Genomic DNA, 25,775 nt, shown 5'->3' with positions numbered 1-25,775 from the left:
GGGAATGCTACGCATGGCGGGCGAGGCGGCGCTGGGTCAGCAGCACCGCGAGCCAGTACAGCGCGTAAATCGCAGCCAGCATCAGCGATGGCCGTGCGCGGTAGCCGGTGAACGCGGCGAACAGGGCCCCGGCCGGGCTGCCGTCATCGAGTACGGCGGCGCTGTTCCACAACGGGTCGACCAGCGCAGGCAGCCAGCCGCCGCCGATCAGGCGGTCGACCGCGCTGCTCAGCAGTGCCGCCGCGAACAGCAACAGCAGCGCGCCGCTGACGCGGAAGAACTTCCGGTAGTCGAGCAGGCCCAGGCCGCGGCTGACGATCCAGGCCGTGAGCAGGGCCAGTCCCAGGCCGATCGCCGCGCCCAGCGCCATGCGGCCGCCGCCGTCGGCCAGCCCCAGGCCGTACAGGAAGATGGCCGTTTCCGCCCCCTCGCGCGCGATGGCCAGGGCGGCGATGACGGCGATACCGGCCGACCCGGCGCGGGCGGCAGCCTTTTCCAGGCCGCTTTCCAGTTCCCGTTTCATGTGGCGGCCATGGCGCTGCATCCACAGCACCATCTGCACGATCAGGCCGGCGGCGGCCAGCAGCATGGCCAGCTGGAACCACTCGAGCGCGGCGCCGGACAGTTCGTCCTGGGTGGCCACCATGGCCCAGCCCAGCAGCACGGCCAGTCCTGCGCCTGCTGCCGTGCCGCTCCACAGGGCGCCCAGGCCGCGTCCCCCGTTGCGCTGGACCCAGGCGTACAGCACGCCGATCACCAGCATCGCCTCCACGCTTTCGCGCCAGACGATGAACAAGGCATTACCCATGGGCGATCTCCCTCATTTGGCCACGATGCGGCCCTGGGCCGTCTCCGGGTGGAAGTCGCCGAAGAACTTGTAGCTGCCCGGCTGGAGCGGCATGAAGATCAGGAAGCTGGACGCGCCGGGCGCCAGTACCTTCTCCTTGCGCAGCTCCGTGCTTTCGAATTCCTCGGCGCCCGGCCCTTCGTTCTTGATCAGCAGGCGGAACCTGGTGTTGGCCGGCACTTCGATGACGGCCGGGATGAAGCGCCCGCTCCGTATCACCAGGTTCAGGGTCGGCAGGTCGGCGGCCGTCGCGGCCATGCTGGCCGCCGCCAGGCCGGCGACAGCAAGCCAGCGGCGCAGGGGCCGCCGTGTGGGTGGGGTGTGCGGCAGTGTGGTCATGGCAGTTCTCAATAACTTAGTTGGGCGCGCAGGCCGACGATGGTGATGGCCGCGGCGCCAGGGACGGCGGCCCGGTGGCCGATGTATTGCAGGTTGGGCGACAGTTCGAACTGGCGGCTGATGCGGTAGCGGTAGTACAGCTCGGCCACCCGCTCGGCGCCGCTGGCCCCGCTCATGGCGCGGTAGGCGGCGCTGCTGCGCAGCCGGCCCAGGGCCAGGCCCACGCTGTCGCCGCCGCGGCCCCAGTCGCTGCCGTTGATCTCGGCGCCGGCCGTCAGCGCGCGGTCGAAGCGCACCTCGCCGTGCCATTGGCTGCCGTAACGGGTGAACACGGTGACGCCGTCGCTCACGCGCTGGTCCACGGAAGCGCCCCAGCCGCTGTGCCGGTCCGGCGCTTCGATGGTGTCGTCCAGGTGGCTGGCCTGGCTGTTGCGCCAGGCGTAGAGGCGGTAGTTGCCGGCCAGGCCGCCGAACAGGCGCTGTTCCGTTTCCGCTTGGGCCAGCAGCATGGGCGAGCGCAGGGTGTGCTGGTAGTTGGCGCCCGTGGCCCCGGCGCCGAACACGCCCAGCGACAGGCGCCAGCTTTCTGGTTTGCCGGTCGTGTTGTGGTAGGACAGGCGGAAGCCGGGCGCAAAGCCGTTGGCGTCGACCCCGATATCGCCGCCCGCATCGAGCAGGGGATTGTGGACGAAGATGGTGTTGGCGAACTGGCGCGTTTCGTCGCCGGCGGCGGCGTTCTGGTCGAAGAAGGCAAACGGGTCCATCTTGCCGAAGCCGACTTCCAGCGTCTCGCGCGAGCGCGGCGCGTGGCCGCCCAGCGGCAGCGGCAGGCTGGCCTGGTACCACGCCTGGGCCAGCACGGCCACGGCATCGTCCGGCCGCACGCCGCCCAGCACGCGGAAGGCGGTGGCGTTGGGCTTGGAGAAGGTGGGCAGGGTATTGAGGCCGTCACCCTGGCCGATGCGGAACTGGGCAAAGAGGCGCTGTTCGACCGCGCCCACGTTGGCCAGCGGCAGCGTGACGAAGGCGTCGGCCCGGTAATTGAGCTGGCCGTTGGCGCCGGTGGCGGCGTTGGGCTTTTGCGCCATGGTGGTCAGGTTGAAGCCGGCGTTGAGGCCGTCGAAGGCCTTGAGCTTGCGCAGCGCGCTGCGCGAACCTTCGGCCTGCATCTCCACCGCCTTCAGGCGCGAGGTCAGCTCGGGTTCGTTCTCGCTGATGCGCTCACTTTCCAGGCTGGCGTCGGTGCGGCTCTGTTGCGCCTCGAGCGCGGCCACCCGCTGTTCGATGGGCGCGGCCGGCGTGGCGACGGCGGGCTGGCTGGCCTGCAGCGCCCGTTCCAGTTCGGCGTTGCGCCGCTCCAGCCGCTCCATGCGCTCGCCCAGCCTGGCCACCAGTTGCTGCAAGGCGGCCACGTCGGGCGTGGCGGCAACGGCCGCCTGCGTCAGGCCGGCCAGCAGGACAGCGCCGCACAGTTGCCGGGGCAGGGTACTGCGCATGGTTCAGTACCCGCCTTTCTTGCCGATGCCGACGTAGGTGAAGTCATATTCCACGTCGAACGGCTTGAACCAGGGCCGCACGCCCGTCAGGCGGTCCGTGTGGCGGCCGAAATGGGCGTGCTTGTTTTCGGACGGCGGCAGGATGGTGTAGCGGACGTGGTATTTGCCCGGGCCGAACAGCTTGATGTTCTCGCCGTAGTGGGGGCCGTCGTTGGCCACCATGGGCATGAACTCGCCGCTGACCTTCTGGCCGCTGCCTTCCTTGCTCACTTCAAATTTCACCATCAGGTAGGGGATCCACGCGCCTTCCTCGAAGCCGTTGGGGTTGCCGCCCAGGGCATGGATGTCGGCCTCGATGTGGATGTCCGTCTCTTCCGGGCGCTTCATCATCCCGTCCGGTTCCATGACCACCGGTTGCAGATAGACGGCGCCGATTTCCATGCCGGCGCGCTGCTGCGGCGCGCCGATCGGGTATTCGACGGCGCTGGCCGGCAGGGCGGCAGCGGCAAAAGCGGCCAGGGCAAGGCGGCCGGACAGACTGGCAAGGGGGGAACGCATACTTCTCCTTCATCAACACAAATTGAGTGCAAATGATAAGCGTTCGCATTTACACCTGTAATTGATGCAGGTTAAGAAATTCGGACAAGAAGGAGAAAAGCCGGGAGAGTGGGGCAGGAGGCCAGGGAGGCCCCCCGCAGGGCGTTCAGGCGGCGCCTTCCAGGGCGTCGTTGTTGAGCCAGCTGGCCAGGGCGGGGGCCGTCATGGGACGCGCGAACAGGAAGCCTTGCGCCAGCGGGCAGCCCAGCGTTTGCAGGATGCCAGCCTGGCGTTCGTCTTCCACGCCTTCCGCAATCACGGCCAGGCCCAGGTTGCGGCCCAGCTGGATCACCATCTCGGCAATGCTGCTGCCGCGCGCGGAACCGGTGATCTCGGTGACGAAGGCGCGGTCGATCTTGAGCCGGTCGATCTGCAAACGCTGCAGGTAGGACAGCGACGAGAAGCCCGTGCCGAAGTCGTCGATGGCGATGCTCACCCCCGTCTGCTTGATCTGGCCCAGCATCTTGATGAGCAGGTCCGGCTCTTCCATGGCCATCGATTCCGTGATTTCCAGTTCCACGAATTCGGGCGGGGCCTTGGTGTCTTCCAGCGCCGAACGCAGCATCTCCAGGAAGTAGGGGTGGCGGAACTGGACTTGCGATACGTTGATCGACATCATGAAGTTGTCGTGGCCGGCCGCGCGCAGGGCCACCAGTTCGCGGCAGGCGGTGCGCATCACCCATTCGCCCAGGTCGATGATCAGGCCCGAATACTCGGCGATGGGGATGAAGCGGTCCGGCGAGATGAACTTGCCGTCCGGCGTCTGCCAGCGCAGCAGGGCTTCGGCGCCCACCGGGCGGCGCGTGACGAGGTCGATCTGGGGCTGGTAGACGACGAACAGCTGGTCCTGGCCGAAGGCCGTGCGCAGCGCGTGCATCATGCGCACCCGCTCGCGGATCTCGACGCCCATGCTGCGCGAGAAGTAGAAGTGGCCGGCCCGCTGCTGCAGCTTGGCGCGCTTGAGGGCAATGTCGGCGTCCTTCAGGGCGTCGGCGCCGCTGCCGTCATGTTCGTTCAGGCGCACCAGGCCCAGCGTGGCCGACAGCTGCACGTCCTGGCCGTCGATGCTGTACGGGGTCTGGAACAGGGCCAGGATGCTGGCCGGATTGACCTGGGCCGAATCGCCCAGCACGCAGAAGATGTCGCCGCCGATGCGGGCCACCGTCAGCTGCTCGCCCAGGCGCGACTGCAGGCGCTGGGCCACGGCCACCAGCAGCGTGTCGCCGAACTGGTGGCCCAGGGCGTCGTTGGTTTCGGCGAAATGGTCCAGGTCCACCAGCGACAGGGTGCACGTGTCGCGCCCCGGACCGGCCAGGGTGGCGTCCAGGATCTCGACCAGGCGGGTGCGGTTGGGCAGCTTGGACAGCTGGTCGTAGAAGGCCGCATTGTGCAGGTGCGACACCAGTTCCACATTGTCCAGGCCGACGGCGACGTTGCTGCAAAATACTTCCAGCAGCCGCTCGTCGATTTCGGTGATGGCGCGCTGCACGTCGAGGAAGGCGACGAAGTCGCGGCTGGCCTTGCCGGCGAAATACAGGGTGATGTAGTCGGGCCCGTACAGGTTGCGCCGCTCGGCCAGCGTTTGCTCCATCGCCTCGTGCATGCGCGCGTCGGCCTTGGTGGTCAGCTGCAAGCCTTCCAGGTGGCTGTAGGCGCCGGCCGTGGCCATCACCACCAGCTCCTCGCAACCATCCTCGGGGCAGTTCTGCACGCACAGCACGCCGCTCGGTTGCTGGCCCATCAGGTCGGCAAACTGGTGCAGCACGCCGGCGGCGAAATTGTGCACGCCATGCAGTGTCATCAGTTCGGTGCTGGCCAGCACGATCTGGTTCAGGCCGCGCCGGCTGTCGTTGATCTTGCGGATCTGTTCGTAGGAGCGGATGGCCGCCGTCACCGTCGTGTAGAGCTTGATGCGGGTCAGCTCGGACTTGGTCTTGTAGTCGTTGATGTCGAAATCGCGGATGGCGTCGATTTCCGGCGCGTAGCCGGGCTGGCCCGTGCGCAGGATGATGCGCACGTCCGTCAGCTTGAGCGTTTCGCGGATGTAGCGCACCAGGTGCAGGCCGGCGTCGTCCTGCTCCATCACCACGTCGAGCAGGATGACGGCGATTTCCGGTTCATGCTGGAGCATGTCGCGCGCCTGGCTGGCCGAATAGGCGTGGACGAATTCCAGCGGCCGGTGCTGCATGTCCAGGTTGCCCAGGGCGAAGGTGGTGGTCGAGTGGACGTCTTCGTCGTCGTCGATGATCATGACCCGCCACACGCTGCGCGCACCTGTCGCATCCACCGGCGCCGGGTGCTCTTCTAAGAATACCAGATCGTCGTGATCGTCCTTGGAATGCTCAAGGGGGGTGATCGATGGGGGCATGTGTCGCTTCTCCAGGGTATCTCGGTGTTCTCGGATTAAGTATATAGCTAATTGTTCCTGAGAACGACGTTTTCAGCATTTTCCGAACATTGGCGAGTCGCAATATGCAAGTTTTGTCTTACCCATGTCAAAAAACGTGCCTGCCAGATTCGTCCTAATGCGTACCATGTTGCCAAAATGCCGCCCGCGGCCACGCCGGCGGCTGCGGGCTGGTAAAATTGACCCTTCCTACCTTCCACCATGACGATACCTATGTCCGGCAATACATTTGGCAAGTTGTTCTCCGTAAGCACTTTTGGCGAATCCCACGGTCCCGCGATCGGTTGCGTGATCGATGGCTGCCCGCCGGGCCTGCCCCTGTCCGAGGCCGACATCCAGCCTGAACTGGACCGCCGCAAGCCGGGCACGTCGCGCCATGTGACCCAGCGCCAGGAGTCGGACACGGTGGAAATCCTGTCGGGCGTCTACCAGGGCGTGACCACCGGCACCCCGATCGCCTTGCTGATCCGCAATGAAGACCAGCGCAGCAAGGATTACGGCAACATCGCGGAAAGCTTCCGTCCTGGTCATGCAGACTACACCTACTGGCACAAATATGGCGTACGCGATCCGCGCGGCGGCGGCCGTTCGTCGGCCCGCCTGACGGCGCCCGTGGTGGGTGCGGCCGCCATCGCCAAGAAGTGGCTGCACCAGCAGTACGGCACCGTGTTCAAGGGCTGCATGAGCCAGCTGGGCGATATCGAAGTGCCGTTCCAGGGCTGGGAACACGTGCCCAACAACCCGTTCTTCGCCGCCAGCGGCGACGCCGCCCTGATCGCCCGCATGGAAGAAGCCATGGATGAGCTGCGCCGGGCCGGCGACTCGATCGGGGCCCGCATCGACGTGATCGCACAGAACGTGCCCGTCGGCCTGGGCCAGCCCATCTACGACAAGCTGGACGCCGACATCGCCTACGCCATGATGGGCATCAACGCCGTCAAGGGCGTGGAGATCGGCGCCGGCTTCAAATCGGTGGCGCAGAAGGGTTCCGAGCACGGCGACGAGCTGACCCCGGAAGGCTTTGTCGGCAACAACGCGGGCGGCGTGCTGGGGGGTATCTCCACCGGCCAGGACATCACCGTCTCGATCGCCATCAAGCCCACCTCGTCGATCCGCACCCCGCGCCGCTCGATCGACAAGGACGGCAATCCCGTGATGGTGGAAACGTTCGGCCGCCACGATCCCTGCGTGGGCATCCGCGCCACCCCGATCGCCGAAGCCATGCTGGCCCTGGTGCTGATCGACCACGCCCTGATGCACCGCGCCCAGTGCGGCGACGTGCAGGTGGCCACGCCCGACATCGCCCTGGCCGCGCAGGCCGCACTGACCGCCGCGCGCTAAGCGCCGGCAGCACGGGCAGGGCGGGGCGGCGGCGCCCCATCCTGCCAGTACTTTTCTCCACGCCGCAGAGTCCTGTCCATGCCCGCCCAAGCCATCAGCTTTGCCCTGTTCCTGTGCGCCTACTATGCGCACGCGGGCACCTTTTCCACCTACGCCACCCTGTTCTTCGCCGGCAAGGGCATGAGCGTGGGCCAGATCGGCGTGCTGATGTCGATGATCCAGGTGCTGCGCATCGTCGGCCCCAACGTGTGGGGCTATGTGGCCGATCACAGCGAGCGGCGGGTGTGGGTGCTGCGCATGACGGGGGGGGCGGCGCTGACGGCGTTTTCCGGCTTCTTCTTCGGCCAGACCTTCGTCCAGTTCCTGCTGGCGATGGTGCTGCTTAACCTGTTCACCAGCGCCCAGGGGCCCTTGTGCGAAGCGCTGATGCTGTCGGAAATGCGGGGCGACCTGACTTACTACGGCCGCATCCGGCTATGGGGCTCGATCGGCTTCATCGCCAGCGTGATGGCGGCCGCCTATGCGCTCGACGCCTACGGCATCATGGCCCTGCCGTGGATCGCCGGCGCGCTGCTGGTGTGCGTGTTCCTGGCCAGCCTGCGCCTGAAGGAAGTGCCGCGCCTGCAGCACAAGACGGCGCCGCCGCCGTTGCGCACGCTGCTGCGCAAGCGCGAGGTGATCGCCTTCTTCTGCTCGACGGCGCTGATGGTGTCGGCCCACACGGCGCTGTACACCTTCTATTCGCTGTACCTGGAGCGCCATGGTTACAGCAAGGCCTTCATTGGCACCATGTGGTCGCTGGGCGTGACGGCCGAAGTGCTGCTGTTCTATTTCCAGGCGCCCCTGTTCCGGCGCTGGGGCGCCATGCGCCTGATGTATGCGGCGCTGGGCGTGGGCGTGCTGCGGTTTGCGCTGATCGGCGCCGTGCCGGACCAGGTGGGATTGCTGGCGGCGGCCCAGCTGCTGCACGCGGCCACCTTCGCGCTGCACCATTCGGCCTCGGTGACGACCTTGCAGCGCTGGTTCTCGGGACCCTTGCAGGCGCGCGGACAGGCGCTCTTTATCAGCCTGTCATACGGTATCGGCGGATCGCTGGGCGGCCTGTTCCTGGCCCAGTGCTGGCAGCATCTGGGGCCGTCGTCGGTGTACTACGTGGCCTCGCTCATGGTGCTGGGCGCCGCGCTGGCGGCCGGCCTGTCGTTCCGCTGGCAGCGCCTGGACGGCCAGCGCTAGCCAGCCGGTCAGCTGTCACCTGGCAGTTGTCAGGCGCCGCGGTTGATAACCACCGCTTCCAGCTTGTGGCGTCGTTCCACGGCCTTGACCACCAGCGCCCGCATGTCGTTGAGCAGCGAGAATTCCGTCTGGCTCAGCTGGATGGGCGGGAAGGTCTCGTCCCAGTCGCCGTACAGGAAACCGGCCGGCTGGCCGTTGGAGGCCAGCGGCAGGATGACGAAGCTGCGGGCATCGGACAGGCTGTTCTTCCACCATTGCGGCAGCTTGGCGGCGAACTTGGCATCCTTGGCGTTTTCGATGAAGATCACGCGGTCGCTGTTGAGGGCGGCGTGGAACACGTTCGGTTCGTAGCTGTCGGCAAATACCATCCCGGGCAGCAGTTCCTTGACCCCTTCGCCGAAGCAGATCTTGGCCGCGTACTGGGCCTCCCTGCGGTTGCGCACGAAGGCGACGGCGCGCGAGAAGTCCAGGCCCTTGAACACCGTCTCGAGCGCGATCGACACCATCTGGCCGGGGCTGGCCGTGTCGAGCACGTCGCGCATGTCGGCCAGGCCGGACAGCAGGATCTTGTTGCCCTCGGCGCGCTGGCGGGTGCTGGCCAGCGCCCGGGCGCGCCGTTCGGCCGGGCGCGACAGGGGGGCGATGGACAGGTCTTCGGCCGCCACGATCTTGGCTTGTTCGATGGCCGCCATCAGGTTGTCGGGCTCCACGCCCAACATGCCGGCATAGCGTTCGGTCAGTTGCTGCACGGCGGCGGCGCCGGCCGCGTCGTCATGCCACAGCGAGTCGGCGCACAGGGCCGACATGGTCGACAGCGCGGCGATCCAGTCCGACGGGCTCACGTCGGCGCCTTCTTCGGCCGGCTCCAGCTTGCGCATGCCGTTGATCAGGCTTTGCGGCAGGCCCCAGTGGCGGGCGGCCGCGTGGCCGATGTCTTCCAGGGTCAGGCCCAGCACGGCCGGTGCGACCGCGTCCACCGTCACGCCCTCGGCGTCGGCCCGCTGCTGCAGGTCGTGCCAGCGTTCGGGCATGTAGAAGGTCAGCATCATGCGGCCCAGCGTGTGCAGCATCGAGCACACCACCGCTTCCTCCGCGTGGCGGCTGTCGGCGCTGGTGGCGATCTGCTGCGCCACGATGCCGGCCAGCACCGCCTTTTCCATCTCGATGTGGGCGATGCCCGAATCGGGCGAGGAGGCCGACAGTTCCTCGATCAGCTTCAAGCCCAGCGCCAGGTGGCCGATGGCCTCCGTGCCCAGCACCAGCACCGCCTTGGAGACCGTGTTGACATGCTGGCCGAAGGCCGAATACATGCCGCTGTTGGCCAGTCGCAGCACCTTCTGGGTCAGCACGGGGTCCGACAGCACGGTGCGCGCCATGTTGAATTCCTGCTCGTCCTCGCCACGCATGGCGCCCAGGATGGCCGTGATGGCCTTGGCGAAGCCGGGCATGTCGCCCTGGCGGCGGGTGCAGTCCCACATCTCGGCCAGGGTCTTGTCGCCCAGCGCGGTGGCGGCCTTGAACCCGGCGCTCATTGGTGCACCTGGCGCAGTTCTTCCGGCAGCAGGTTGGCGTAGGTGCTCTCCTTGAGAGCGGTCATCGCCACGTTGGCCGGCATCGGCTTGCCCGTCAGGTAACCCTGGATGTACTGGCAGCCGCGCTCGTCGAGGTAGTGCAGTTGTTCTTCCGTCTCCACCCCTTCGGCCACCACGGACAGGTCCAGGTGCTTGGCCAGGTCCAGCACGGCGTTGCAGATGGCGCCATCCTTCTGCGAGCCGGGCAGGTCGCGGATGAAGGTGCGGTCGATCTTGAGCACGGAGATGGGGAAGCGCTTGAGGTAGGCCAGCGACGAATAGCCGGTGCCGAAATCGTCGATGGCGATGCGGGCCTTGCGCAGGGCCATTTTGGACAGGATGGCCTCGGCATGGACCGGGTCTATCATCAACGTGCCTTCAGTAATTTCTAACACCAATTGCTCACCAGAGAGGCCAGAGAAAGCGAGCGCGTCATCGAGCACGTCAAGGAACTTGTCGTTGCGGAATTGGCGCGGGCTAATGTTAACGGAGATATACAGGCGCCGCTTGGCCACTTCCTCGAACTGCTTGAGCTGCACGCTGGCCGCTTTCAGGGCCCAGGCGCCCAGCAGGTTGATCAGGCCGTTGGTTTCGGCGATCGGGATGAAGCGGGCCGGCGGCACCATGCCCAGCGTGGGGTGCTTCCAGCGCATCAGGGTTTCGAAACCCTGGATTTCGCGCGTGCGGGCGTCCACGATGGGCTGGTAGTAGAGCAGGAATTCGCCTTCGCGCACGGCCTGGAACATGGCCGCTTCCAGCGAAATGTCGTGTTCGGGCGGGCCGCTGTGCTTGGGACTGTAGACCACGCAGCGGGCCTTGCCCGTTTCCTTGGCGCGCGACATGGCCGCGTCGGCCAGGGCCACCAGCCGCACTTCGTCCTCGGCGTGGTGGGGGTAGACCGACACGCCGACCGAGGCGCCCACGTAGATGGTATGGCTGTCGACCTCGAACGGCGACTGCAAGGTGGCGATCAGACGCCCCGTGACCAGCTTGATCTGGGCTTCCGTGCTGGTGCCCGGCAGCACGGCCACGAATTCGTCGCCGCCCACGCGGGCCAGGGTGTCGCTGTCGCGCAGCGTCTTGCGCAGGCGGGCGGCGGCCATGCGCAGCACGGCGTCGCCCACGGGATGGCCGAGGCCATCGTTGACTTTCTTGAAGCCGTCCAGGCCCACGGTGGCCACGGCAAAGCCCTGGCCCGAGCGGCGGGCGTTGGCGATCACCATGCGGATGCGGTCCGACAGCAGCAGGCGGTTGGGCAGTTCCGTCAGGGCGTCGTGGGTGGCCATGTGGCGCAGCCGCTCTTCGGTCGCGTGCTGGACCGACATGTCGCGGCCCACCACCAGCAGTTCCAGCACGTCCTGCTGGTTCAGGAAGCCGGAGATGCGCAGTTCGAACCACACTTCCTGTTCCGGCGTCTTGAGCCGCAGCTCGACCACGCTGGGCGCGAGCGACTGCTGCACCTCGGCCAGCGCCGTCTTCAGGACCGGCTGGTCGGCCGTGGCCACGTGGGCCGCCAGCAAATCGCCATGCAGGTCGTGGGGGCTGGCGATCAGGGCGACGGCCCGTTTGCTGGCAAACAGGACCTGGCCTGGCTGATTGAGTCGGAAAACAACATCGCCTGCCTCTTCCATGAGGTGATCTAATTCATGGCGCATATCGCGCTGGGGCAGGGATGGGGAACTGGAAAGCATTATGACGATCTAATCTCTCATTTTGTCGCGTAACAAATTTTACAACGTTTGAAGCAGGCCCATACGGTGCGCGACTGCTGCCAGCTTGTAAAACCAGAACGAAATGTATCACTGATGGCAGCGCTTTTACATGAAAAAAGACAACATCTGCGCATGTTTTGATGAAATCTCATCAGATATGGAGAAAAATCAGGCGCCAGAGGGTAAAGAACGGAATATTTCTTAAAATCCTAACCATTTAACGAGCAAATGCTCGGTATTGGAGGCCATGCGGCCATGCGCGATGGCAGTGCGGGAATTGGTGCGCGTGGCATTTAAGCAAGCAACCGCTTGCTTCGTAATTGGCGCTGGGCTAGGCTGTAGCCATGGCCGCCCGGCACCGCACTTTGAACCGTTATCAGGAACTCCGATGAACCCATTCGACACCCATGCCGTCAGCAACACTGTCCCCCCGTTCGAAAACGTCAACCTGTACGCCTGCGACCTGGCCTTGCAGGAAGCGCTGGAGCGCGAAGGGGGCGCCGCCCAGGCCGCCTCGCTGCATGCGCTGGGCGAGCGCCTGGGGCGTGCCGAAGTGCTGGACCTGGCCCGGCTGGCCAACCTGCACACGCCGCGGCTGCACAATTTCGACCGCGGCGGCCACCGCATCGACGAAGTGGAATTTCACCCGTCCTGGCACAGCCTGATGGCGCTGCTGATCGAGAACGGCGCCCATGCCTCGCCGTGGGAAGGGCAGGGTGCGGGCGGCCAGGTGGCGCGGGCGGCCCGCTACATGCTGTTCGGCCAGCTGGAAAACGGTTCCCAGTGCCCCGTGACGATGACCTACGCGTCCGTGCCGGCCCTGCGCCAGGCGCCGAAGATCGCCGCCAAATGGTTGCCCAAGATCCTGTCGCGCGAGTACGATCCCCGCTCGCTGCCCATCGAGCAGAAGCGGGGCGCCCTGGTGGGCATGGGGATGACGGAAAAGCAGGGCGGCTCGGACGTGCGCGCCAACACCACGATGGCCGAGGCCCTGGCGCCCGAAGAAGGCCGGCGCCTGTTCGGCGACGAGGGCGAGGATGTGTGGCGCATCGTTGGCCACAAATGGTTCTTCTCGGCGCCGCAAAGCGATGCCCACCTGATCCTGGCGCAGACGGAGGCGCAGGGCAGCGCGGGCCTGAGCTGCTTCTTCGTGCCCCGTTTCCTGCCCGACGGGCAGCGCAATGCCATCCGCGTGCAGCGCCTGAAGGACAAGCTGGGCAACCGCTCCAACGCCTCGTCCGAGGTGGAATTCACGGGCGCCTACGGCTGGCTGGTAGGCAAGCTGGGGCGCGGCATTCCCACCATCCTGGAAATGGGCAGCCACACCCGGCTCGACTGCGTGCTGGGCAGCGCCGGCACCATGCGCGCCGCGCTGACCCACGCGCTGCACCACGCGCGCCGCCGCCACGCCTTCGGCAAGGCGCTGGCCGAGCAGCCGCTGATGCAGAACGTGCTGGCCGACCTGGCGCTGGAATCGGAGGCTGCCACCGCCTTCGCGCTGCGCCTGGCGCGCTGCTATGACGAAGGCACCGATCCGGTCCAGGCGCTGCTGGCGCGGGTGCTGACGCCGGCCGGCAAATACTGGATCTGCAAGCGCGGCCCCGCCTTCGGGGCGGAGGCGATGGAAGTGATAGGCGGCAGCGGCTATGTAGAAGACAGTCCGCTGGCGCGGCTGTACCGTGAACTGCCCGTCAACTCGATCTGGGAAGGCTCGGGCAACGTGATGTGCCTCGATCTGCTGCGGGCGCTGGGCAAGACACCGGCCGCGCGCGATGCGCTGGCGGCTGAACTGGCCCTGGCCGGCGACGCCCACGCCGATTATGTGCGCTACACGCAGGCCCTGCTGGCCGACCTGGAGCAGCCGCAAACGGATGAATACGGCGCCCGCCGGCTGGCCGAGCGGATCGTGCTGGCGGTGCAGGCCGGGCTGCTGCTGCGGCACGCGCCCGCTTATGTGTCGCAGGCTTTCGTCGCCTCGCGCCTGGCGCGCGACGTGGGCGGGGCATACGGCCGCCTGCCGGATGGCGTTGACTGCACCGCCATCCTGGCGCGGGCGCTGGTGGAGCCGGCATGAGCCAGGCGCCGCCGGCGGCCGATGGCAACCGGCGCGCGGAACTGATACGGGTGTCGGCGCGGCTGTTCCGCGAGCGCGGCTTCGTTATGGAAGAGGGGTTGACGGCGTCCTGTTGCAGCATTTGATCGGTCCTGACCGGTTCATATATGCGCCGAATTAATTTTCGTGAAACAGTTCCATCGTGCCTCGATGGCTGGGATAATGCGCCATACCAACCGATGACGGCACCGCGCCCCGTCCCGTACCCGGGGATGGGCGGCACCCGTCGAGAGACTAAGAGCCCACCATAATGAAACAAGATCCGCGTTTCCCCAACCTGTATATCACCAACCATCCCCTGATCCAGCACAAACTGAGCCACATGCGCGCCAAGGATACGTCCACGCGCACCTTCCGTGAGCTGTTGAAGGAAATCACGCTGTTGATGGGTTATGAAATCACGCGCGACCTGCCGCTGACCACCCGCACCATCGAAACGCCGCTGATGACGCTGGACGCCCCTGTCATCGCCGGCAAGAAGCTGGCCATCGTGCCCGTGCTGCGCGCCGGCATCGGCATGAGCGACGGCTTGCTGAACCTGATCCCGTCGGCCCGCGTGGGCCACATCGGCGTCTACCGCGACCCGGAAACCCACCAGCCGGTGGAATACCTGGTGCGCCTGCCCGACCTGGCCGAGCGCACCTTCATCCTGTGCGACCCGATGGTGGCGACCGGCAATTCGGCCGTGCATGCGGTGGACGTGCTCAAGTCGCGCGGCGTGAAGGACGACCAGATCATCTTCCTGGCCCTGGTGGCGGCGCCGGAAGGCATCACCGTGTTCCAGAACGCCCATCCCGGCGTGAAGATCTACTGCGCTTCGCTCGATTCGCACCTGAACGACCATGCCTACATCGTGCCCGGCCTGGGCGACGCGGGCGACCGCATCTTCGGCACCAAAGGTTAAGCGGAACGCGCCATGGCTACCCTCGTCGACCAGGAATTCCGTGCCAGGCTGCAGGCGCTGAGCGACAAGTTCGCCGCCACCGTGCCCGTGACGATGGACAAGATCACGCAAGCGCTGGCCGCCTGCCGGGCCGACGACGGCGGCACGCCCGGCGCCGAGCACATGCACCAGCTGCACGAACTGCTGCACGGCGTGGCCGGTTCCGCCGGCACTTTCGGCTACGGCACGCTGGGCCAGTACTGCCGCAGCGTGGAGCAGCAGATGCGGGCCGTGATGGCGGGGCAGGCCGAGTGGGACGGCGTCGCGGCGCAGGTGGAAGCGCTGCTGCAATGGGCCGCCCGCGACCCGCGCGCACCGTCCTGGTGAGCTCAGGTGTGGCGTGGGACGCATTTCTTTTTGATACAGCGCAAACCTGATGCTGATTTTCGAGCTATAGTGGCACTACTACCCTGTTAAAAGAGCAATGCTGAGGCCGGTAAGTGGCGGTTTCTTCTACTGTTTTCAGGCCTTCGCATTTATTTTTGCGAAAACGTGCTTTTCTCTGGTAATTGGGTATAATGCGGCATCGTTTAGATTCAAGAGTAGTGCAGTTTGTCTGTCATTTCTTTCTTGCCTCAAACGATATCACGGGCGCAAGCCCAACTTAACTGAAATAGGAATTGTAATGGCAACTGGTATCGTAAAATGGTTCAATGACTCGAAGGGTTTCGGCTTTATCACCCCTGACGAAGGCGGCGAAGATCTGTTCGCTCACTTCTCGGCGATTCAGTCGACCGGCTTCAAGTCGCTGCAAGAGAACCAACGTGTTTCTTTTGAAGTGACCGCTGGCCCTAAGGGCAAGCAAGCTTCGAACATTCAGCCACTGTAATACGCTGAGTCAAACGACATAAAGAAATCCTCGGTATCCGGGGATTTTTTTTCGTCTGATGGTTTTTACTTGCCTTTAAAGCATGTATTTGAATGCTTCTAGGCAAGTTATTTTCCGGTATTTATTTCCAAGCCTTGCGCCAATAATCGGGTTGGGCATAGGTGTGGCGCAGGAAGTCCACAAAGGCCCGTATGCGCAGCGGCAAATGGCGGCGCTGGGCGAACACGGCGTAGATGTCGTTGCCCGGGGCGGAGTATTGTTCCAGCACCGTCTGCAGCTTGCCTTCCTCGATCTCGCTGCCCACTTCCCACATCGAACGCCAGGCCAGGCCCTTGCCGGCCAGCGCCCAGTCGTGCAGCACCTGGCCGTCGTTGCAGCCCATATTGCCCGTTACCTTCAGCGTGACGATCTTGCCGCCGTCGCGAAAGGTCCAGCCGCGCTGGCTGCCTTCGCTGCTGATGGCCAGGCAGTTGTGCTTGGACAGTTCGGCCAAGGTCTTCGGTTCGCCGTAGCGCTTCAGGTAGGCGGGCGCGGCCACCAGTACCCGTTCGTTGTCGGCCAGCTTGACGCTGACCAGGTTGGAATCGGACAGGCTGGCGATGCGGATCGCCACGTCCACCCCTTCGCCGATCAGGTCCACCACGCGGTCATTCAGGTTCAGCGTGCATTGCACGTCGCGGTGCTCGGCCAGGAAGGAGGGCAGCAGCGGCGCCACGTGTTGCCGGCCGAAGCCGGCCGGGGCGGAGATCATCAGGTGGCCGCTGGCGCGGGCGCTGCGCTCGGCCACGGCCGATTCCGCATCCTCGAGCTCGGCCAGGATGCGCTGGCAATCTTCCAGGAAGGCGGCGCCTTCATTGGTCAGGGCCAGCTTGCGTGTGGTGCGTTGCAGCAGCTTGACGCCCAGGCGTGCTTCCAGCGCGTCGAGCCGTCGCCCTATCATGGCCGGGGCGATGCCCTCGGCGCGGGCGGCGGCCGACAGGCTGCCCTTGGAAACGACTTCGACGAAGGTGGAAATTTGCCTGAACTGACCCATGGATACCGGTTGCCTGTCACTTGTGTGTAAAACGCAAAGATGAAGTGATTTTTAGTCTTGTTTGCATAACTAAATAGTGAATATACTTGAAAACAGATCGCGGTGTAACTGAGTCGTCATACTAAAAGATTCAGGTGGCAACAAGATTAGCAGTGCTTATACTTTGGGATAGCAGTTCACTTTACCTTATACGGAGAGACATCCATGACGCAGTCCACCATCAACGTGCCGGCAGGTATGGAAATTACGGGCGAGATCAAGCCCGGCTTTGAACAGATTTTGACGCCGGAAGCGCTTGCCCTGGTGGTCAAGCTGACCCGCGCCTTCGAACCACGCCGCCAGGAACTGCTGGCCGTGCGCGTGGAGCGCGCCAAGCGCCTGGACGCCGGCGAACGTCCCGACTTCCTGCCCGAGACGGCCCACATCCGCAACGGCGACTGGAAGATCGCGCCTATCCCCAAGGCGCTGGAATGCCGCCGCGTGGAAATCACCGGTCCGGTCGAGCGCAAGATGGTGATCAACGCCTTCAACTCGGGCGCCGACAGCTACATGACGGACTTCGAGGATTCGAACACCCCGAACTGGGACAACCAGATCACCGGCCAGATCAATATGTTCGACGCCGTGCGCCGCACCATTTCGATGGAGCAGAACGGCAAGTCGTACAAACTGAACGACAAGATCGCCACCCTGGTCGTGCGTCCGCGCGGCTGGCACCTCGATGAGAAGCACGTGCTGGTCGACGGCAAGCGCATCTCGGGCGGCATCTTCGACTTCGCCCTGTTCATGGTGCACAACGCCAAGGAACAGCTGGCCCGCGGCGCCGGTCCTTACTTCTACCTGCCGAAGATGGAATCGCACCTGGAAGCGCGCCTGTGGAACGACATCTTTGTCATGACCCAGAACGAACTGGGCCTGGCGCAAGGCACCATCAAGGCCACCGTGCTGATCGAGACCATCCTGGCCGCCTTCGAGATGGACGAGATCCTGTACGAACTGCGCGAGCACAGCTCGGGCCTGAACGCCGGCCGCTGGGACTACATCTTCTCCTGCATCAAGAAGTTCAAGCTGGACAAGGACTTCTGCCTGGCCGACCGCGCCAAGGTGACGATGACGGCCCCGTTCATGCGCGCCTACGCCCTGCTGCTGCTGAAGACGTGCCACAAGCGCAACGCGCCGGCCATCGGCGGCATGGCGGCCCTGATCCCGATCAAGAATGATCCGGAAAAGAACGAAGTGGCCATGGGCGGCGTGCGCAACGACAAGGCGCGCGACGCCACCGACGGCTACGACGGCGGCTGGGTGGCTCACCCTGGCCTGGTCGAGCTGGCCATGACGGAGTTCAAGAAAGTACTGGGCGACAAGCCTAACCAGATCGACAAGCAGCGTCCCGACGTGCAGGTGACCAGTGCCGAACTGCTGGACTTCAAGCCGGAAGCGCCGATCACGGAAGCGGGCCTGCGTTACAACATCAACGTCGGCATCCACTACCTGGGCAGCTGGCTGGCCGGCAACGGTTGCGTCCCCATCCACAACCTGATGGAAGATGCGGCCACGGCAGAGATCAGCCGCTCGCAAGTGTGGCAGTGGATCCGTTCCGACAAGGGCGTGCTGGAAGACGGCCGCAAGGTCACGGCCGAGATGGTGCGCGCCATGATTCCGGAAGAGTTGGCCAAGGTACAACGCGATGCGCCAGGCGGCGAAGGTCCGACCTACGTGCGCGCCGGCCAGATCTTCGAAGAGATGTCCACTTCGGAGTCGTTCGCAGAGTTCCTGACCCTGCCGCTGTACGAAGAAATCTGATGTAACTGAACATGCCGCCCCTTTGCCGGGGTGGCATGAAAAAATGGGGACGCAACACGGTTTTCGAAAAACCGTGCTACGTCCCCGTTTTCGTTCCCCTTTTCGAACGGGCCGCAGCGTAACAGCCGAGTGGAAAAAAAGGGGTACGTCCCTATTTCCGAAAAAATGGGGACGTACCCCTTTTTTCTTCCCCTTTGTCCGGCGTCAGGGGGGGCGGAAATGGGGTACGTCCCTATTTTTCTTTGGAAGGTGTCAGAAGTCGTTCTTCCACAGGCGCAGGGCGGTGAAGGTGGCCAGCGGCGTGTCGCCCGGCGACAGCCGGTCGGCTTTGACCAGCTGGGCGGCGATGGCCGGGTCGCGGTAGCGCAGGAAGGGGTTGGTGGCCTTTTCCACACCAATCGTACTTGGCACGGTGGCGATGTTGTGCTCGCGCCGGTCCGTCTCCAGCACCACGCGCTCGCGCAGGGCCTGGTTGTCCGGGTCCACCACGCGCGCGAAACGCAGGTTGGACAGCGTGTATTCGTGGGCGCAATAGACCTTGGTGTCGTCGGGCAGGGCGGCCAGCTTGCCGAGCGAGCTGATCATCTGCGCCGGCGTGCCTTCGAACAGGCGGCCGCAGCCGCCGGCGAACAAGGTGTCGCCGCAGAACAGCCACGTGGGTTCGCCATCGGCCGCTTCGCGCACGTAGGCGATGTGGCCCATGGTGTGGCCCGGCACGTCCAGCACCGACAGGCGCAGCGGCAGGCCGGGCACGTCGATGCGCTTGCCTTCGCCCACCGGCAGCGTGACGCCCGCGATGCGTTCGTTGCGCGGCCCGAAAACAGGAACCGGATAATGCTGTAATAATGCAGGCACGCCCCCGATATGGTCAGCGTGGTGGTGGGTGAGTAGAATGGCGGTAAGCTTGAGGCCGTTTTCCTTCAGTGCCGCCATGATGGGCTTGGCGTCACCCGGATCGACCACGGCGGCATGCGTGCCATCATGTATCAGCCACAGATAATTGTCATGAAAAGCAGGTACCGTGAGGACGTGTAAAGTGTGGGGAGATGAGATGGTCATTGGGTCACGAAAGGCTAGACATGGATAACGCTGCATCCGACCAATCCATTATAGCGCTGGACGGCTGGCTGCAAACACCGGCAGGCAGGTACTTGTGTGAGTGGGAACAAACCTGCCTCGATAATCTGACGGCCGATATCTTCGGTTTCAATGCCTTGCAGATCGGCATGCCGCAAATTAATGCACTGGCGGCCAACCGCATGCCTTACCAGTGGCTGGCCGACAACCGCGTGCGGCCCCGCAACACCGGTCCGCAGGGGGCGGAGACGGCGCGCCAGGTGGCCGTCACACTCGACTACACGGAACTGCCGTTCGCTTCCCAAAGCATAGACCTGGTGGTGCTGCCCCATGTGCTGGAATTTTCCGCCGAGCCGCACCAGGTGTTGCGCGAAGTGGAGCGGGTGCTGATCCCGGAGGGACAGGTGATCATCTGCGGTTTCAATCCGGCCAGCCTGTGGGGCGCGCGCCAGGCCATGGGGCGGGTCACGGGTTCCTATTTCCTGCCGCGGGCCCAGGAACTGATCTCTATGCCACGCATGCGCGACTGGTTAAAATTGCTGAACCTGGGCGCCAGCCAGAGCCATTTCGGCTGCTACGCGCCCGCGTGCCGTACAGAAAAGTGGCTGCACCGCTACGCCTTCATGGATAATGCGGGCGCGCGCTGGTGGCCTTATCTGGGCGGAGTGTATATCGTGCATGCCATCAAGCGCGTCAAGGGCATGCATTTAATCGGTCCGGCATGGACCAAACGGACGGCGGCGGCCCCGGTGGCCGTGCCGGCAACTAACAAGAGGCGGGAACAGCAGGATGGATAAAGTCGATATTTTTGCCGATGGCGCATGCAAGGGCAATCCCGGCACGGGCGGCTGGGGAGCACTGATGGTGGCTGATGGGGCAGAAAAGGAAATTTTCGGCGGCGCACTGAACACCACCAACAACCGGATGGAATTGCAGGCCGTGATCGAGGCCCTCAACGCGCTCAAGCGTCCCTGCGCCGTGACGCTGTACACGGACAGCCAGTACGTGCAAAAGGGCATCAGCGAGTGGATTCATGGCTGGAAGGCGCGCGGCTGGAAGACGGCGGCCAAGGAGCCGGTCAAGAACGAGGACTTGTGGAAGGCGCTGGACGCGGCCCAGGCCGTGCACCAGGTTGAATGGCGCTGGGTGCGTGGCCACAACGGCCACCCCGGCAACGAGCGGGCCGACATGCTGGCCAACCGCGGCGTGGATTCCGTCCGCAAACGCTAGACCCCCTGGGCAACCGAGCCCGGCGGTGGAGCGGCGCGTGGTGCCGGCGCATGGCGCGCCCGCCACGCCCGCCACGCCCGGCCGCGGCCAGGCGTAATCACGCAGCCCGGCGCCGCGCTTTGTTATACTGCGCGGCTCGCTTCAGCAACCGACCATTCAGACAGACACCATGCGCCAAATCGTACTCGATACCGAAACTACCGGTATCAACCCCAAACTGGGCAACCGCATCATCGAAATCGGCTGTGTCGAACTGCACAACCGCATGTTGACGGGCAATAATTTTCACGTCTACATCAACCCGGAGCGCGAATCGGAAGAGGGCGCGCTGAACGTCCACGGCCTGACGACGGAATTTTTGAGCGACAAGCCCAAGTTCCATGAAATCGTCGAGGAACTGCGCGCCTATATCAGCGGTGCGGAAGTGATCATCCATAACGCGCCGTTCGACCTCGGTTTCCTGAACCATGAATTCAAACGGCTGAACCTGCCCGATTTTTCCGACCACATCGGCAAGGTGATCGACACCCTGGTACAGGCCAAGGAGCTACACCCGGGCAAGCGCAATTCACTCGATGCGCTGTGCGACCGCTATGGCGTGTCGAACTCGCACCGCAAGCTGCACGGCGCGCTGCTGGACGCGGAACTGCTGGCCGATGTCTACCTGGCCATGACGCGCGGCCAGAACAGCCTGGGCATGGACGTGGAAGAGGAGGTGAACGAAGGCGGCGCCAGCCTGGAGCCGGTGCCGCTGGCCGACATCATCGTCATGCCCGCCTCGGACGCTGAGCTGGCGGCCCACGAAGACACCTTGAACGGGCTGGACAAGGCCGTCAAGGGCAGCTGCATCTGGCGTGCCCTGGCCGCGCCGCAGGGCGGCTAAGGGAAATTTGGGAGAATTTTCGCCGCAGCCCTTCCATTTTCATAAAGTTGTATGCGATAATTCGCCCCGCTTCGGGAGGTTAGCTCAGGGGTAGAGCACTGCATTCACACTGCAGGGGTCGCAAGTTCGAAACTTGCACTTCCCACCAAGAATACAGAAAAAGGATTTGCGAGAGATCGCAAATCCTTTTTTGCATTGGGCGCAGGAAAAATTGCGCTGGCGCATGGCTTAATAATGGCTATAATTTAAAGATTGCACATTTTGCCATTGCGCCGTGCCTCGCCGCACGGCATCGCCACCATGACCACCATCTCATCCCTGCCTGCAGCCGGCCTGCGGCCAACGACTTCGTCCGGCGCGCCGGCATCCCGGGAGGACGCGGCCGCTGCCCCCGTCGCTCCGGTGGCCATGCCATCGACCATCGTAACGTTGAGCCCGGCCAGTGTGGCGGCGGCCACGCAGGACGGGCAGGGCGTGGAAGCGATCGCCGGCTCGCCCCTGTTGTGGGAGTCGCCCGTGCGCGACAAGATCACCTCGCTCGTTGCCCGCAATTTTTTCGCGCCTTCCGTCGCCGGGCGCTTCCACGGCCTGGGCAGTGCCATGCTGGAAAAATTCCAGAGCGACGGCGCCGATGTATCCCAGTCCGTGCGGCAGCTGCCGGCCGGCATTCAGCTGTATTCGTCCGCGCCGGTGCTCACCATGTCCAAGCCGGTGCTGCACGGACAGGGCGACAACCAGGTTGCCCTGACCATCAGCACCAAGGGCGGGGCGGAAGTCAAACTGGTGTTCGACAGTACCGAGGACGGCCTGGGCGTGCAACTGAAGACCAGCGGCACGTTGAACGAGGCCGAGCGCGGTGCCGTGGCCAAGCTTGCCACCGCGTTCCAGGAAGCCATCGACGGCATGACGCACGAGCCGCCGCAGCTCAAGCTGGCCGGCCTGATGCAGTTCGATCCGTCCTTGCTGGCATCGGTGGATCTGCACACCGTCGTCAAATCGCCGATGGACCCGGACAGTACGCAAACGCTGGACTTGCATGCCGATGCCACGCAGAGAAAGGTCAGCCTGAGCGGCGCCACCGGCAAATTGGATGTGAGCGTCGACCTGAGCCAGCTTGCCGGCCTGGGCACCAAGGCGCAGCAGGCCAAGGCCGTGGCCAGCTACCTGAACCAGTTCGACCTGGCCGCCACGCGCGGGCATGGCGATGCCGCCCTCGTCACCTTGTTCAAGGATGCGTTCGCCGAACTGAACGGCAACAACGACGCGGCCAACCTGCCGGCGGCTACCGGCGAGCAGCCCGGCCGGTTGACGCTGAGCGGGGAAGACCATGCCTTGCTGACCGGGCTGGCCGACTTCGACGCCGCCATCACGCAGACGGCCAAGGCGGTCAACCACATGCGGCCGAACGAAAAGGATGCGTTCTCCTACCGGGCCTCGCAAAGCACCAGCATCAATGGCCACTACCAGGGCGACCGCTCCATTACCCAGCATCAGAAATTGCAGCTGACGGCCAGCTACCACATGCCGGCCGTGGCCGGCGCGCCGCTGCGCCTCGATGGCGGGCCGGAAGATCAGAACTACAGCTATTATCAGATCGAAGACAGCGCCAGCAGCGACGCCCTCATGGCCTACGACCAGGGGCGGCTGACGAAGGCGTCGCTCAGGCAGTCGTCCACGCAATCGTCGCGCGAGATGAAGTATGCGTTCGGCCACCTGAAATCGGACCTCACGACGCCCGGCCACAGCTCGCTGCAGCGCGACCTGGTGGCAGCGCTGGCGCCCGATTTGAAGGGCGAACGCCAGCGCTCGCTGGACGAGATCTATCAGCGCCAGCAGGCGTTGCGCGAGGTGAGCGATCTGGTGCCGCTGCAGGCTTATCGCGCCGGAGGGGGAAATTAACCATACTGTTAATATTTTTCGGCGCGGCAGTAAAAAGCCTCTTCCCATCCGGCCGGGTTTTATGCCATAATTCGGCCCGCTTCGGGAGGTTAGCTCAGGGGTAGAGCACTGCATTCACACTGCAGGGGTCGCAAGTTCGAAACTTGCACTTCCCACCAAGAATATCGGCAAAATGGCCTGCGTGTAATCGCGGGCCATTTTGCTTTGTGCGTCCAGCATGGACCCGCTCTGTGGTGCGATCGGTCATTATTCACTCCGGATGGTCAACGGTCGGGGTTTGCGCAGCGCGTAGCCGACAAGTCGGTCGGTAATGGCTTGCCACAGCGCCAGCGGCGTCAGCCGCAACGCCAGGCAGATCAGCTTGGGACGCAGCCCCGGCACGATCAGGAAGCGGTTCTTTTCGATGCCGCGCAACAGGCCCAGCACCGCGCGTTCCAGTGGCAGCGTCCCGCCAATCTGCTTGAGTACGACTGCGGCGGGATGGGTGTGCTCGCGCTCGGCCGCCAGGCCGGGTGTCTCGACCTCTCCTGGGCAGAAGCAGGCGACGTCGATGCCGAGCGGCTTCAATTCGTAACGCAGGCATTGGGCGAAGCCGAGCACCGCGAACTTCGAGGTGCCGTAGGCGGTATAGCCGAACACGGGCACCAGGCCGCCCAGCGATCCGGCCAGCACGATCTTTCCGCGACCGCGCGGGCGCATCGACATCAACGCCGCTTCCGCCACGTGCCGCGTGCCATAGACGTTGATCTGCATGATGCGGTCGAAGGTGGCGAGCGGCATTTCCGCCATGGGCGCCAAGCCGCCGATGCCCGCCATGTGCAGCACGATATCGGGCTCGCCCACTTGCCGGCGCGCGGCGGCGAACGCGGCCAGCACCTGGTCGCGCTGAGCGACGTCGACGCGCAACCAGGCGACACGCTGTCCGCCATGCTTGCACGCGCCGCGCACCGCTTCCAGCGCCGCTTCCGCCAGTTTTTCACTGCTGCTGAAAATGGCGAGATGCGCGCCGCGTGCGGCAAGGGCGATCGCTGACGCCAGCCCGAGGCCGCTGGTGCCGCCCGTGACAAAGATGGTATTGCCGTCGAATGTATTCATGTCAAACAACCCTTACGCTTCGCATCGACGTGGAAATGGTCCTGATTGTCGATGGATAAAGTCATATTCAACTTACCATTTGTAGCCAATTCGGGGTGGATCGCATCGCGTCGCGCGAAGTCGTTCCCAACGGCTGGCATTGGGTGTACAGCGCGCCGCCGTGGTCCCCGTCGTCATCGCGCCGGAGGGAGTATGGCTGCAGGACACCAGCGTCAACATGACAGACTGGAGGAGGCGAAGGCCAAGGTGGCCCGGCACTATCGCCGTTCGCTGCGCCATTTGCCGGGCGGGATGCCTTCCATTTTCTGGAATGCCCGCACGAAGCCTGATTCGTCCGCGTAGCCGAGCCGGTACGCGATGTGCGACTGGGTCTGCGTCGTACCGGAGAGCATGCGGCAAGCCCGTTCGTGCCGCACGCGCATCGCCAGCTGGCGCAAGTCGATGCCCTCGTTGCCCAGCTTGCGCGTCAAGCTGCGCGGCGAGATCGACAGCAGCGCGGCCAGTTGCTCCAGCGTGGGCTGCACCGCTTCTGCTTCGCGCAACATCAATTCGACCCAGCGTCCATAGTCCTTCGCTTCACGCAATGTGGCCCTGGGCAAAGCCTCGGCCGGGGCCTGTTCGCCGCCGCTGCGCGGCAGCGCCTTGTGGACCAGGCTGGCCGGCAGCAGTGTGTGCACTTCGGGCAGCGCGCCTGAAGAAAACTGGAAGCGCGTCGCCCGCAACGCCGCGTAGCGTTCTATATGGGCCGGGGCGGGGCATGACAACTCGATCGTGACGCCGGCTGTGCTGCCCAGCAGACGTTGCAAGTCGCAGTGCGTGGAAACGGCATGCAGCTCCAGCAGCATGTGCAGGACTTCCTGTTCCAGCGGCGCCATGACGCGGATAACGAACTGGCTAAGCGCCTTGCCATGCACATAGTGTGCGCGGAAGCACGGTGTGATCAGATTGTAGTAACGCTCCGCGACCATCAGCAATTGTTCCATCGTGGCGCAGCCTGCCAATACGGTCCCGAGCGAGCCGTGGTGCTCAATCGTGATGCGCTTGCCCAGCTCAAAGCCGAGGTCGCTGCGCTGCAAATACCGGGCAGCGGCAATCAGCAAGTCGCCAAACTGCCGGATGGACAATGCCGTCTCTTCCGTCCAGGTGGCGGCGCCCGGCTGCACCAGGTCGTGCAGCCCGGTCTCGGTCAGGATGTCGCGCAGCGCTTCCGGGCTCGCTTCCGTTATCAGCGCCAGCAGCGGTTGCGCGTAGCGGGACGGGATTAGCGCTTCATATAGGGGCATGGGTGGGTGTCGAGGTTCAACGGGTTGGCGACATATGATAACAG

At 64.5% G+C, this 25,775-nt stretch carries 23 protein-coding genes and 2 tRNA genes; 14 read left to right on the top strand and 11 right to left on the bottom strand.

Annotation, left to right across the window (positions count from 1 at the left end; all coding sequences use genetic code 11):
* Nucleotides 1-7 precede the first annotated feature (7 nt).
* The 5 genes from AC3WOS_RS22290 to AC3WOS_RS22270 all read right to left on the bottom strand — a co-directional run bounded on the left by AC3WOS_RS22290 (nucleotide 8) and on the right by AC3WOS_RS22270 (nucleotide 5,647).
* Nucleotides 8-808, bottom strand: coding sequence for an FTR1 family iron permease (locus tag AC3WOS_RS22290; RefSeq protein WP_492718648.1), 801 nt, complete (start codon nucleotides 806-808; stop codon nucleotides 8-10).
* Between the two features lie 12 nt (nucleotides 809-820).
* Nucleotides 821-1,186 carry a cupredoxin domain-containing protein gene (locus tag AC3WOS_RS22285; protein ID WP_492718646.1) on the bottom strand — a complete coding sequence of 122 codons (366 nt, stop codon included), beginning with the start codon at nucleotides 1,184-1,186 and terminating at the stop codon, nucleotides 821-823.
* 8 nt (nucleotides 1,187-1,194) lie between these two features.
* On the bottom strand, nucleotides 1,195-2,682 hold the full coding sequence (locus AC3WOS_RS22280) for a carbohydrate porin (RefSeq protein WP_492718644.1): 1,488 nt from the start codon (nucleotides 2,680-2,682) through the stop codon (nucleotides 1,195-1,197).
* Between the two features lie 3 nt (nucleotides 2,683-2,685).
* Nucleotides 2,686-3,240 (bottom strand): iron transporter, encoded by a 555-nt coding sequence (locus AC3WOS_RS22275; RefSeq protein ID WP_492718642.1) that lies wholly within the window; start codon nucleotides 3,238-3,240, stop codon nucleotides 2,686-2,688.
* 145 nt (nucleotides 3,241-3,385) lie between these two features.
* On the bottom strand, nucleotides 3,386-5,647 hold the full coding sequence (locus AC3WOS_RS22270; protein WP_492718640.1) for a putative bifunctional diguanylate cyclase/phosphodiesterase: 2,262 nt from the start codon (nucleotides 5,645-5,647) through the stop codon (nucleotides 3,386-3,388).
* A 252-nt stretch (nucleotides 5,648-5,899) separates the two neighbouring features.
* On the opposite strand from AC3WOS_RS22270, the gene aroC reads away from it, so the two are divergent.
* Both aroC and AC3WOS_RS22260 read left to right on the top strand, forming a co-directional pair.
* Nucleotides 5,900-7,027: a chorismate synthase gene (gene aroC, locus AC3WOS_RS22265; RefSeq protein WP_492718638.1), complete on the top strand. Its 1,128-nt coding sequence runs from the start codon at nucleotides 5,900-5,902 to the stop codon at nucleotides 7,025-7,027.
* 78 nt (nucleotides 7,028-7,105) lie between these two features.
* Nucleotides 7,106-8,260, top strand: a complete 1,155-nt coding sequence (locus tag AC3WOS_RS22260) for an MFS transporter (RefSeq protein ID WP_492718636.1) — start codon at nucleotides 7,106-7,108, stop codon at nucleotides 8,258-8,260.
* 29 nt (nucleotides 8,261-8,289) lie between these two features.
* Here the strand turns inward: AC3WOS_RS22260 and AC3WOS_RS22255 are convergent, their stop codons facing one another.
* Together AC3WOS_RS22255 and AC3WOS_RS22250 are read right to left on the bottom strand one after the other, a co-directional pair.
* Nucleotides 8,290-9,792: an HDOD domain-containing protein gene (locus AC3WOS_RS22255; RefSeq protein WP_492718634.1), complete on the bottom strand. Its 1,503-nt coding sequence runs from the start codon at nucleotides 9,790-9,792 to the stop codon at nucleotides 8,290-8,292.
* Nucleotides 9,789-11,462: a putative bifunctional diguanylate cyclase/phosphodiesterase gene (locus AC3WOS_RS22250; protein ID WP_492718632.1), complete on the bottom strand. Its 1,674-nt coding sequence runs from the start codon at nucleotides 11,460-11,462 to the stop codon at nucleotides 9,789-9,791. The genes AC3WOS_RS22255 and AC3WOS_RS22250 overlap by 4 nt, the downstream gene beginning before the upstream one ends.
* Before the next feature lie 469 nt (nucleotides 11,463-11,931).
* Between AC3WOS_RS22250 and AC3WOS_RS22245 the strand changes: the two genes are divergently transcribed.
* The 5 genes from AC3WOS_RS22245 to AC3WOS_RS22225 all read left to right on the top strand — a co-directional run bounded on the left by AC3WOS_RS22245 (nucleotide 11,932) and on the right by AC3WOS_RS22225 (nucleotide 15,428).
* Complete coding sequence (locus AC3WOS_RS22245) at nucleotides 11,932-13,617, top strand: isovaleryl-CoA dehydrogenase (protein ID WP_492718630.1); 1,686 nt, start codon at nucleotides 11,932-11,934, stop codon at nucleotides 13,615-13,617.
* Entirely contained in the window at nucleotides 13,614-13,742 is a 129-nt protein-coding gene (locus tag AC3WOS_RS22240; RefSeq protein WP_492718628.1) for a hypothetical protein, read from the top strand. Before AC3WOS_RS22245 ends, AC3WOS_RS22240 begins: the two co-directional genes overlap by 4 nt.
* Nucleotides 13,743-13,906: 164 nt before the next feature.
* On the top strand, nucleotides 13,907-14,560 hold the full coding sequence (gene upp, locus AC3WOS_RS22235) for a uracil phosphoribosyltransferase (protein ID WP_492718626.1): 654 nt from the start codon (nucleotides 13,907-13,909) through the stop codon (nucleotides 14,558-14,560).
* 12 nt (nucleotides 14,561-14,572) lie between these two features.
* Nucleotides 14,573-14,926: an Hpt domain-containing protein gene (locus AC3WOS_RS22230; RefSeq protein ID WP_492718624.1), complete on the top strand. Its 354-nt coding sequence runs from the start codon at nucleotides 14,573-14,575 to the stop codon at nucleotides 14,924-14,926.
* Between the two features lie 298 nt (nucleotides 14,927-15,224).
* The gene (locus AC3WOS_RS22225) at nucleotides 15,225-15,428 is read left to right on the top strand and encodes a cold-shock protein (RefSeq protein WP_134383344.1); all 204 of its coding nucleotides are present in this window, start codon (nucleotides 15,225-15,227) and stop codon (nucleotides 15,426-15,428) included.
* A 121-nt stretch (nucleotides 15,429-15,549) separates the two neighbouring features.
* On the opposite strand, the gene AC3WOS_RS22220 is transcribed toward AC3WOS_RS22225, so the two are convergent.
* Entirely contained in the window at nucleotides 15,550-16,461 is a 912-nt protein-coding gene (locus AC3WOS_RS22220; protein ID WP_492718622.1) for a LysR family transcriptional regulator, read from the bottom strand.
* 204 nt (nucleotides 16,462-16,665) lie between these two features.
* Here AC3WOS_RS22220 and aceB point away from each other — a divergent pair, with 204 nt between their 5' ends.
* Nucleotides 16,666-18,264, top strand: a complete 1,599-nt coding sequence (gene aceB / locus AC3WOS_RS22215) for a malate synthase A (protein ID WP_492718620.1) — start codon at nucleotides 16,666-16,668, stop codon at nucleotides 18,262-18,264.
* 252 nt (nucleotides 18,265-18,516) lie between these two features.
* On the opposite strand, the gene gloB is transcribed toward aceB, so the two are convergent.
* On the bottom strand, nucleotides 18,517-19,323 hold the full coding sequence (gene gloB / locus AC3WOS_RS22210; protein ID WP_492718618.1) for a hydroxyacylglutathione hydrolase: 807 nt from the start codon (nucleotides 19,321-19,323) through the stop codon (nucleotides 18,517-18,519).
* 20 nt (nucleotides 19,324-19,343) lie between these two features.
* Here gloB and AC3WOS_RS22205 point away from each other — a divergent pair, with 20 nt between their 5' ends.
* From AC3WOS_RS22205 to AC3WOS_RS22180, 6 genes are all read left to right on the top strand, one after another.
* Nucleotides 19,344-20,138 (top strand): class I SAM-dependent methyltransferase, encoded by a 795-nt coding sequence (locus tag AC3WOS_RS22205; RefSeq protein WP_492718616.1) that lies wholly within the window; start codon nucleotides 19,344-19,346, stop codon nucleotides 20,136-20,138.
* Nucleotides 20,131-20,571: a ribonuclease HI gene (gene rnhA, locus AC3WOS_RS22200; protein ID WP_182153623.1), complete on the top strand. Its 441-nt coding sequence runs from the start codon at nucleotides 20,131-20,133 to the stop codon at nucleotides 20,569-20,571. The genes AC3WOS_RS22205 and rnhA overlap by 8 nt, the downstream gene beginning before the upstream one ends.
* Nucleotides 20,572-20,740: 169 nt before the next feature.
* The gene (dnaQ, locus tag AC3WOS_RS22195) at nucleotides 20,741-21,454 is read left to right on the top strand and encodes a DNA polymerase III subunit epsilon (protein ID WP_492718614.1); all 714 of its coding nucleotides are present in this window, start codon (nucleotides 20,741-20,743) and stop codon (nucleotides 21,452-21,454) included.
* 73 nt (nucleotides 21,455-21,527) lie between these two features.
* Nucleotides 21,528-21,602: transfer RNA gene (locus tag AC3WOS_RS22190), tRNA-Val, on the top strand.
* Nucleotides 21,603-21,754: 152 nt separating this feature from the next.
* The gene (locus tag AC3WOS_RS22185) at nucleotides 21,755-23,353 is read left to right on the top strand and encodes a hypothetical protein (RefSeq protein ID WP_492718612.1); all 1,599 of its coding nucleotides are present in this window, start codon (nucleotides 21,755-21,757) and stop codon (nucleotides 23,351-23,353) included.
* An 83-nt stretch (nucleotides 23,354-23,436) separates the two neighbouring features.
* A tRNA-Val gene (locus AC3WOS_RS22180) sits at nucleotides 23,437-23,511 on the top strand.
* An 88-nt stretch (nucleotides 23,512-23,599) separates the two neighbouring features.
* Here the strand turns inward: AC3WOS_RS22180 and AC3WOS_RS22175 are convergent.
* Together AC3WOS_RS22175 and AC3WOS_RS22170 are read right to left on the bottom strand one after the other, a co-directional pair.
* Entirely contained in the window at nucleotides 23,600-24,448 is an 849-nt protein-coding gene (locus tag AC3WOS_RS22175) for an SDR family NAD(P)-dependent oxidoreductase (protein ID WP_492718610.1), read from the bottom strand.
* Between the two features lie 257 nt (nucleotides 24,449-24,705).
* Complete coding sequence (locus AC3WOS_RS22170; protein WP_492718608.1) at nucleotides 24,706-25,731, bottom strand: helix-turn-helix transcriptional regulator; 1,026 nt, start codon at nucleotides 25,729-25,731, stop codon at nucleotides 24,706-24,708.
* Between the last annotated feature and the right edge of the window lie 44 nt (nucleotides 25,732-25,775).

Source organism: Rugamonas sp. FW305-51 (assembly GCF_058786935.1).
This window is presented reverse-complemented; position numbering and strand designations above follow the sequence as displayed.

Coding starts and splice junctions, on each gene's coding strand:
- AC3WOS_RS22290 (WP_492718648.1), bottom strand. CDS start 808: ATGGGTAATGCCTTGTTCATCGTCTGGCGCGAAAGCGTGGAGGCGATG.
- AC3WOS_RS22285 (WP_492718646.1), bottom strand. CDS start 1,186: ATGACCACACTGCCGCACACCCCACCCACACGGCGGCCCCTGCGCCGC.
- AC3WOS_RS22280 (WP_492718644.1), bottom strand. CDS start 2,682: ATGCGCAGTACCCTGCCCCGGCAACTGTGCGGCGCTGTCCTGCTGGCC.
- AC3WOS_RS22275 (WP_492718642.1), bottom strand. CDS start 3,240: ATGCGTTCCCCCCTTGCCAGTCTGTCCGGCCGCCTTGCCCTGGCCGCT.
- AC3WOS_RS22270 (WP_492718640.1), bottom strand. CDS start 5,647: ATGCCCCCATCGATCACCCCCCTTGAGCATTCCAAGGACGATCACGAC.
- aroC (WP_492718638.1), top strand. CDS start 5,900: ATGTCCGGCAATACATTTGGCAAGTTGTTCTCCGTAAGCACTTTTGGC.
- AC3WOS_RS22260 (WP_492718636.1), top strand. CDS start 7,106: ATGCCCGCCCAAGCCATCAGCTTTGCCCTGTTCCTGTGCGCCTACTAT.
- AC3WOS_RS22255 (WP_492718634.1), bottom strand. CDS start 9,792: ATGAGCGCCGGGTTCAAGGCCGCCACCGCGCTGGGCGACAAGACCCTG.
- AC3WOS_RS22250 (WP_492718632.1), bottom strand. CDS start 11,462: ATGGAAGAGGCAGGCGATGTTGTTTTCCGACTCAATCAGCCAGGCCAG.
- AC3WOS_RS22245 (WP_492718630.1), top strand. CDS start 11,932: ATGAACCCATTCGACACCCATGCCGTCAGCAACACTGTCCCCCCGTTC.
- AC3WOS_RS22240 (WP_492718628.1), top strand. CDS start 13,614: ATGAGCCAGGCGCCGCCGGCGGCCGATGGCAACCGGCGCGCGGAACTG.
- upp (WP_492718626.1), top strand. CDS start 13,907: ATGAAACAAGATCCGCGTTTCCCCAACCTGTATATCACCAACCATCCC.
- AC3WOS_RS22230 (WP_492718624.1), top strand. CDS start 14,573: ATGGCTACCCTCGTCGACCAGGAATTCCGTGCCAGGCTGCAGGCGCTG.
- AC3WOS_RS22225 (WP_134383344.1), top strand. CDS start 15,225: ATGGCAACTGGTATCGTAAAATGGTTCAATGACTCGAAGGGTTTCGGC.
- AC3WOS_RS22220 (WP_492718622.1), bottom strand. CDS start 16,461: ATGGGTCAGTTCAGGCAAATTTCCACCTTCGTCGAAGTCGTTTCCAAG.
- aceB (WP_492718620.1), top strand. CDS start 16,666: ATGACGCAGTCCACCATCAACGTGCCGGCAGGTATGGAAATTACGGGC.
- gloB (WP_492718618.1), bottom strand. CDS start 19,323: ATGACCATCTCATCTCCCCACACTTTACACGTCCTCACGGTACCTGCT.
- AC3WOS_RS22205 (WP_492718616.1), top strand. CDS start 19,344: ATGGATAACGCTGCATCCGACCAATCCATTATAGCGCTGGACGGCTGG.
- rnhA (WP_182153623.1), top strand. CDS start 20,131: ATGGATAAAGTCGATATTTTTGCCGATGGCGCATGCAAGGGCAATCCC.
- dnaQ (WP_492718614.1), top strand. CDS start 20,741: ATGCGCCAAATCGTACTCGATACCGAAACTACCGGTATCAACCCCAAA.
- AC3WOS_RS22185 (WP_492718612.1), top strand. CDS start 21,755: ATGACCACCATCTCATCCCTGCCTGCAGCCGGCCTGCGGCCAACGACT.
- AC3WOS_RS22175 (WP_492718610.1), bottom strand. CDS start 24,448: ATGAATACATTCGACGGCAATACCATCTTTGTCACGGGCGGCACCAGC.
- AC3WOS_RS22170 (WP_492718608.1), bottom strand. CDS start 25,731: ATGCCCCTATATGAAGCGCTAATCCCGTCCCGCTACGCGCAACCGCTG.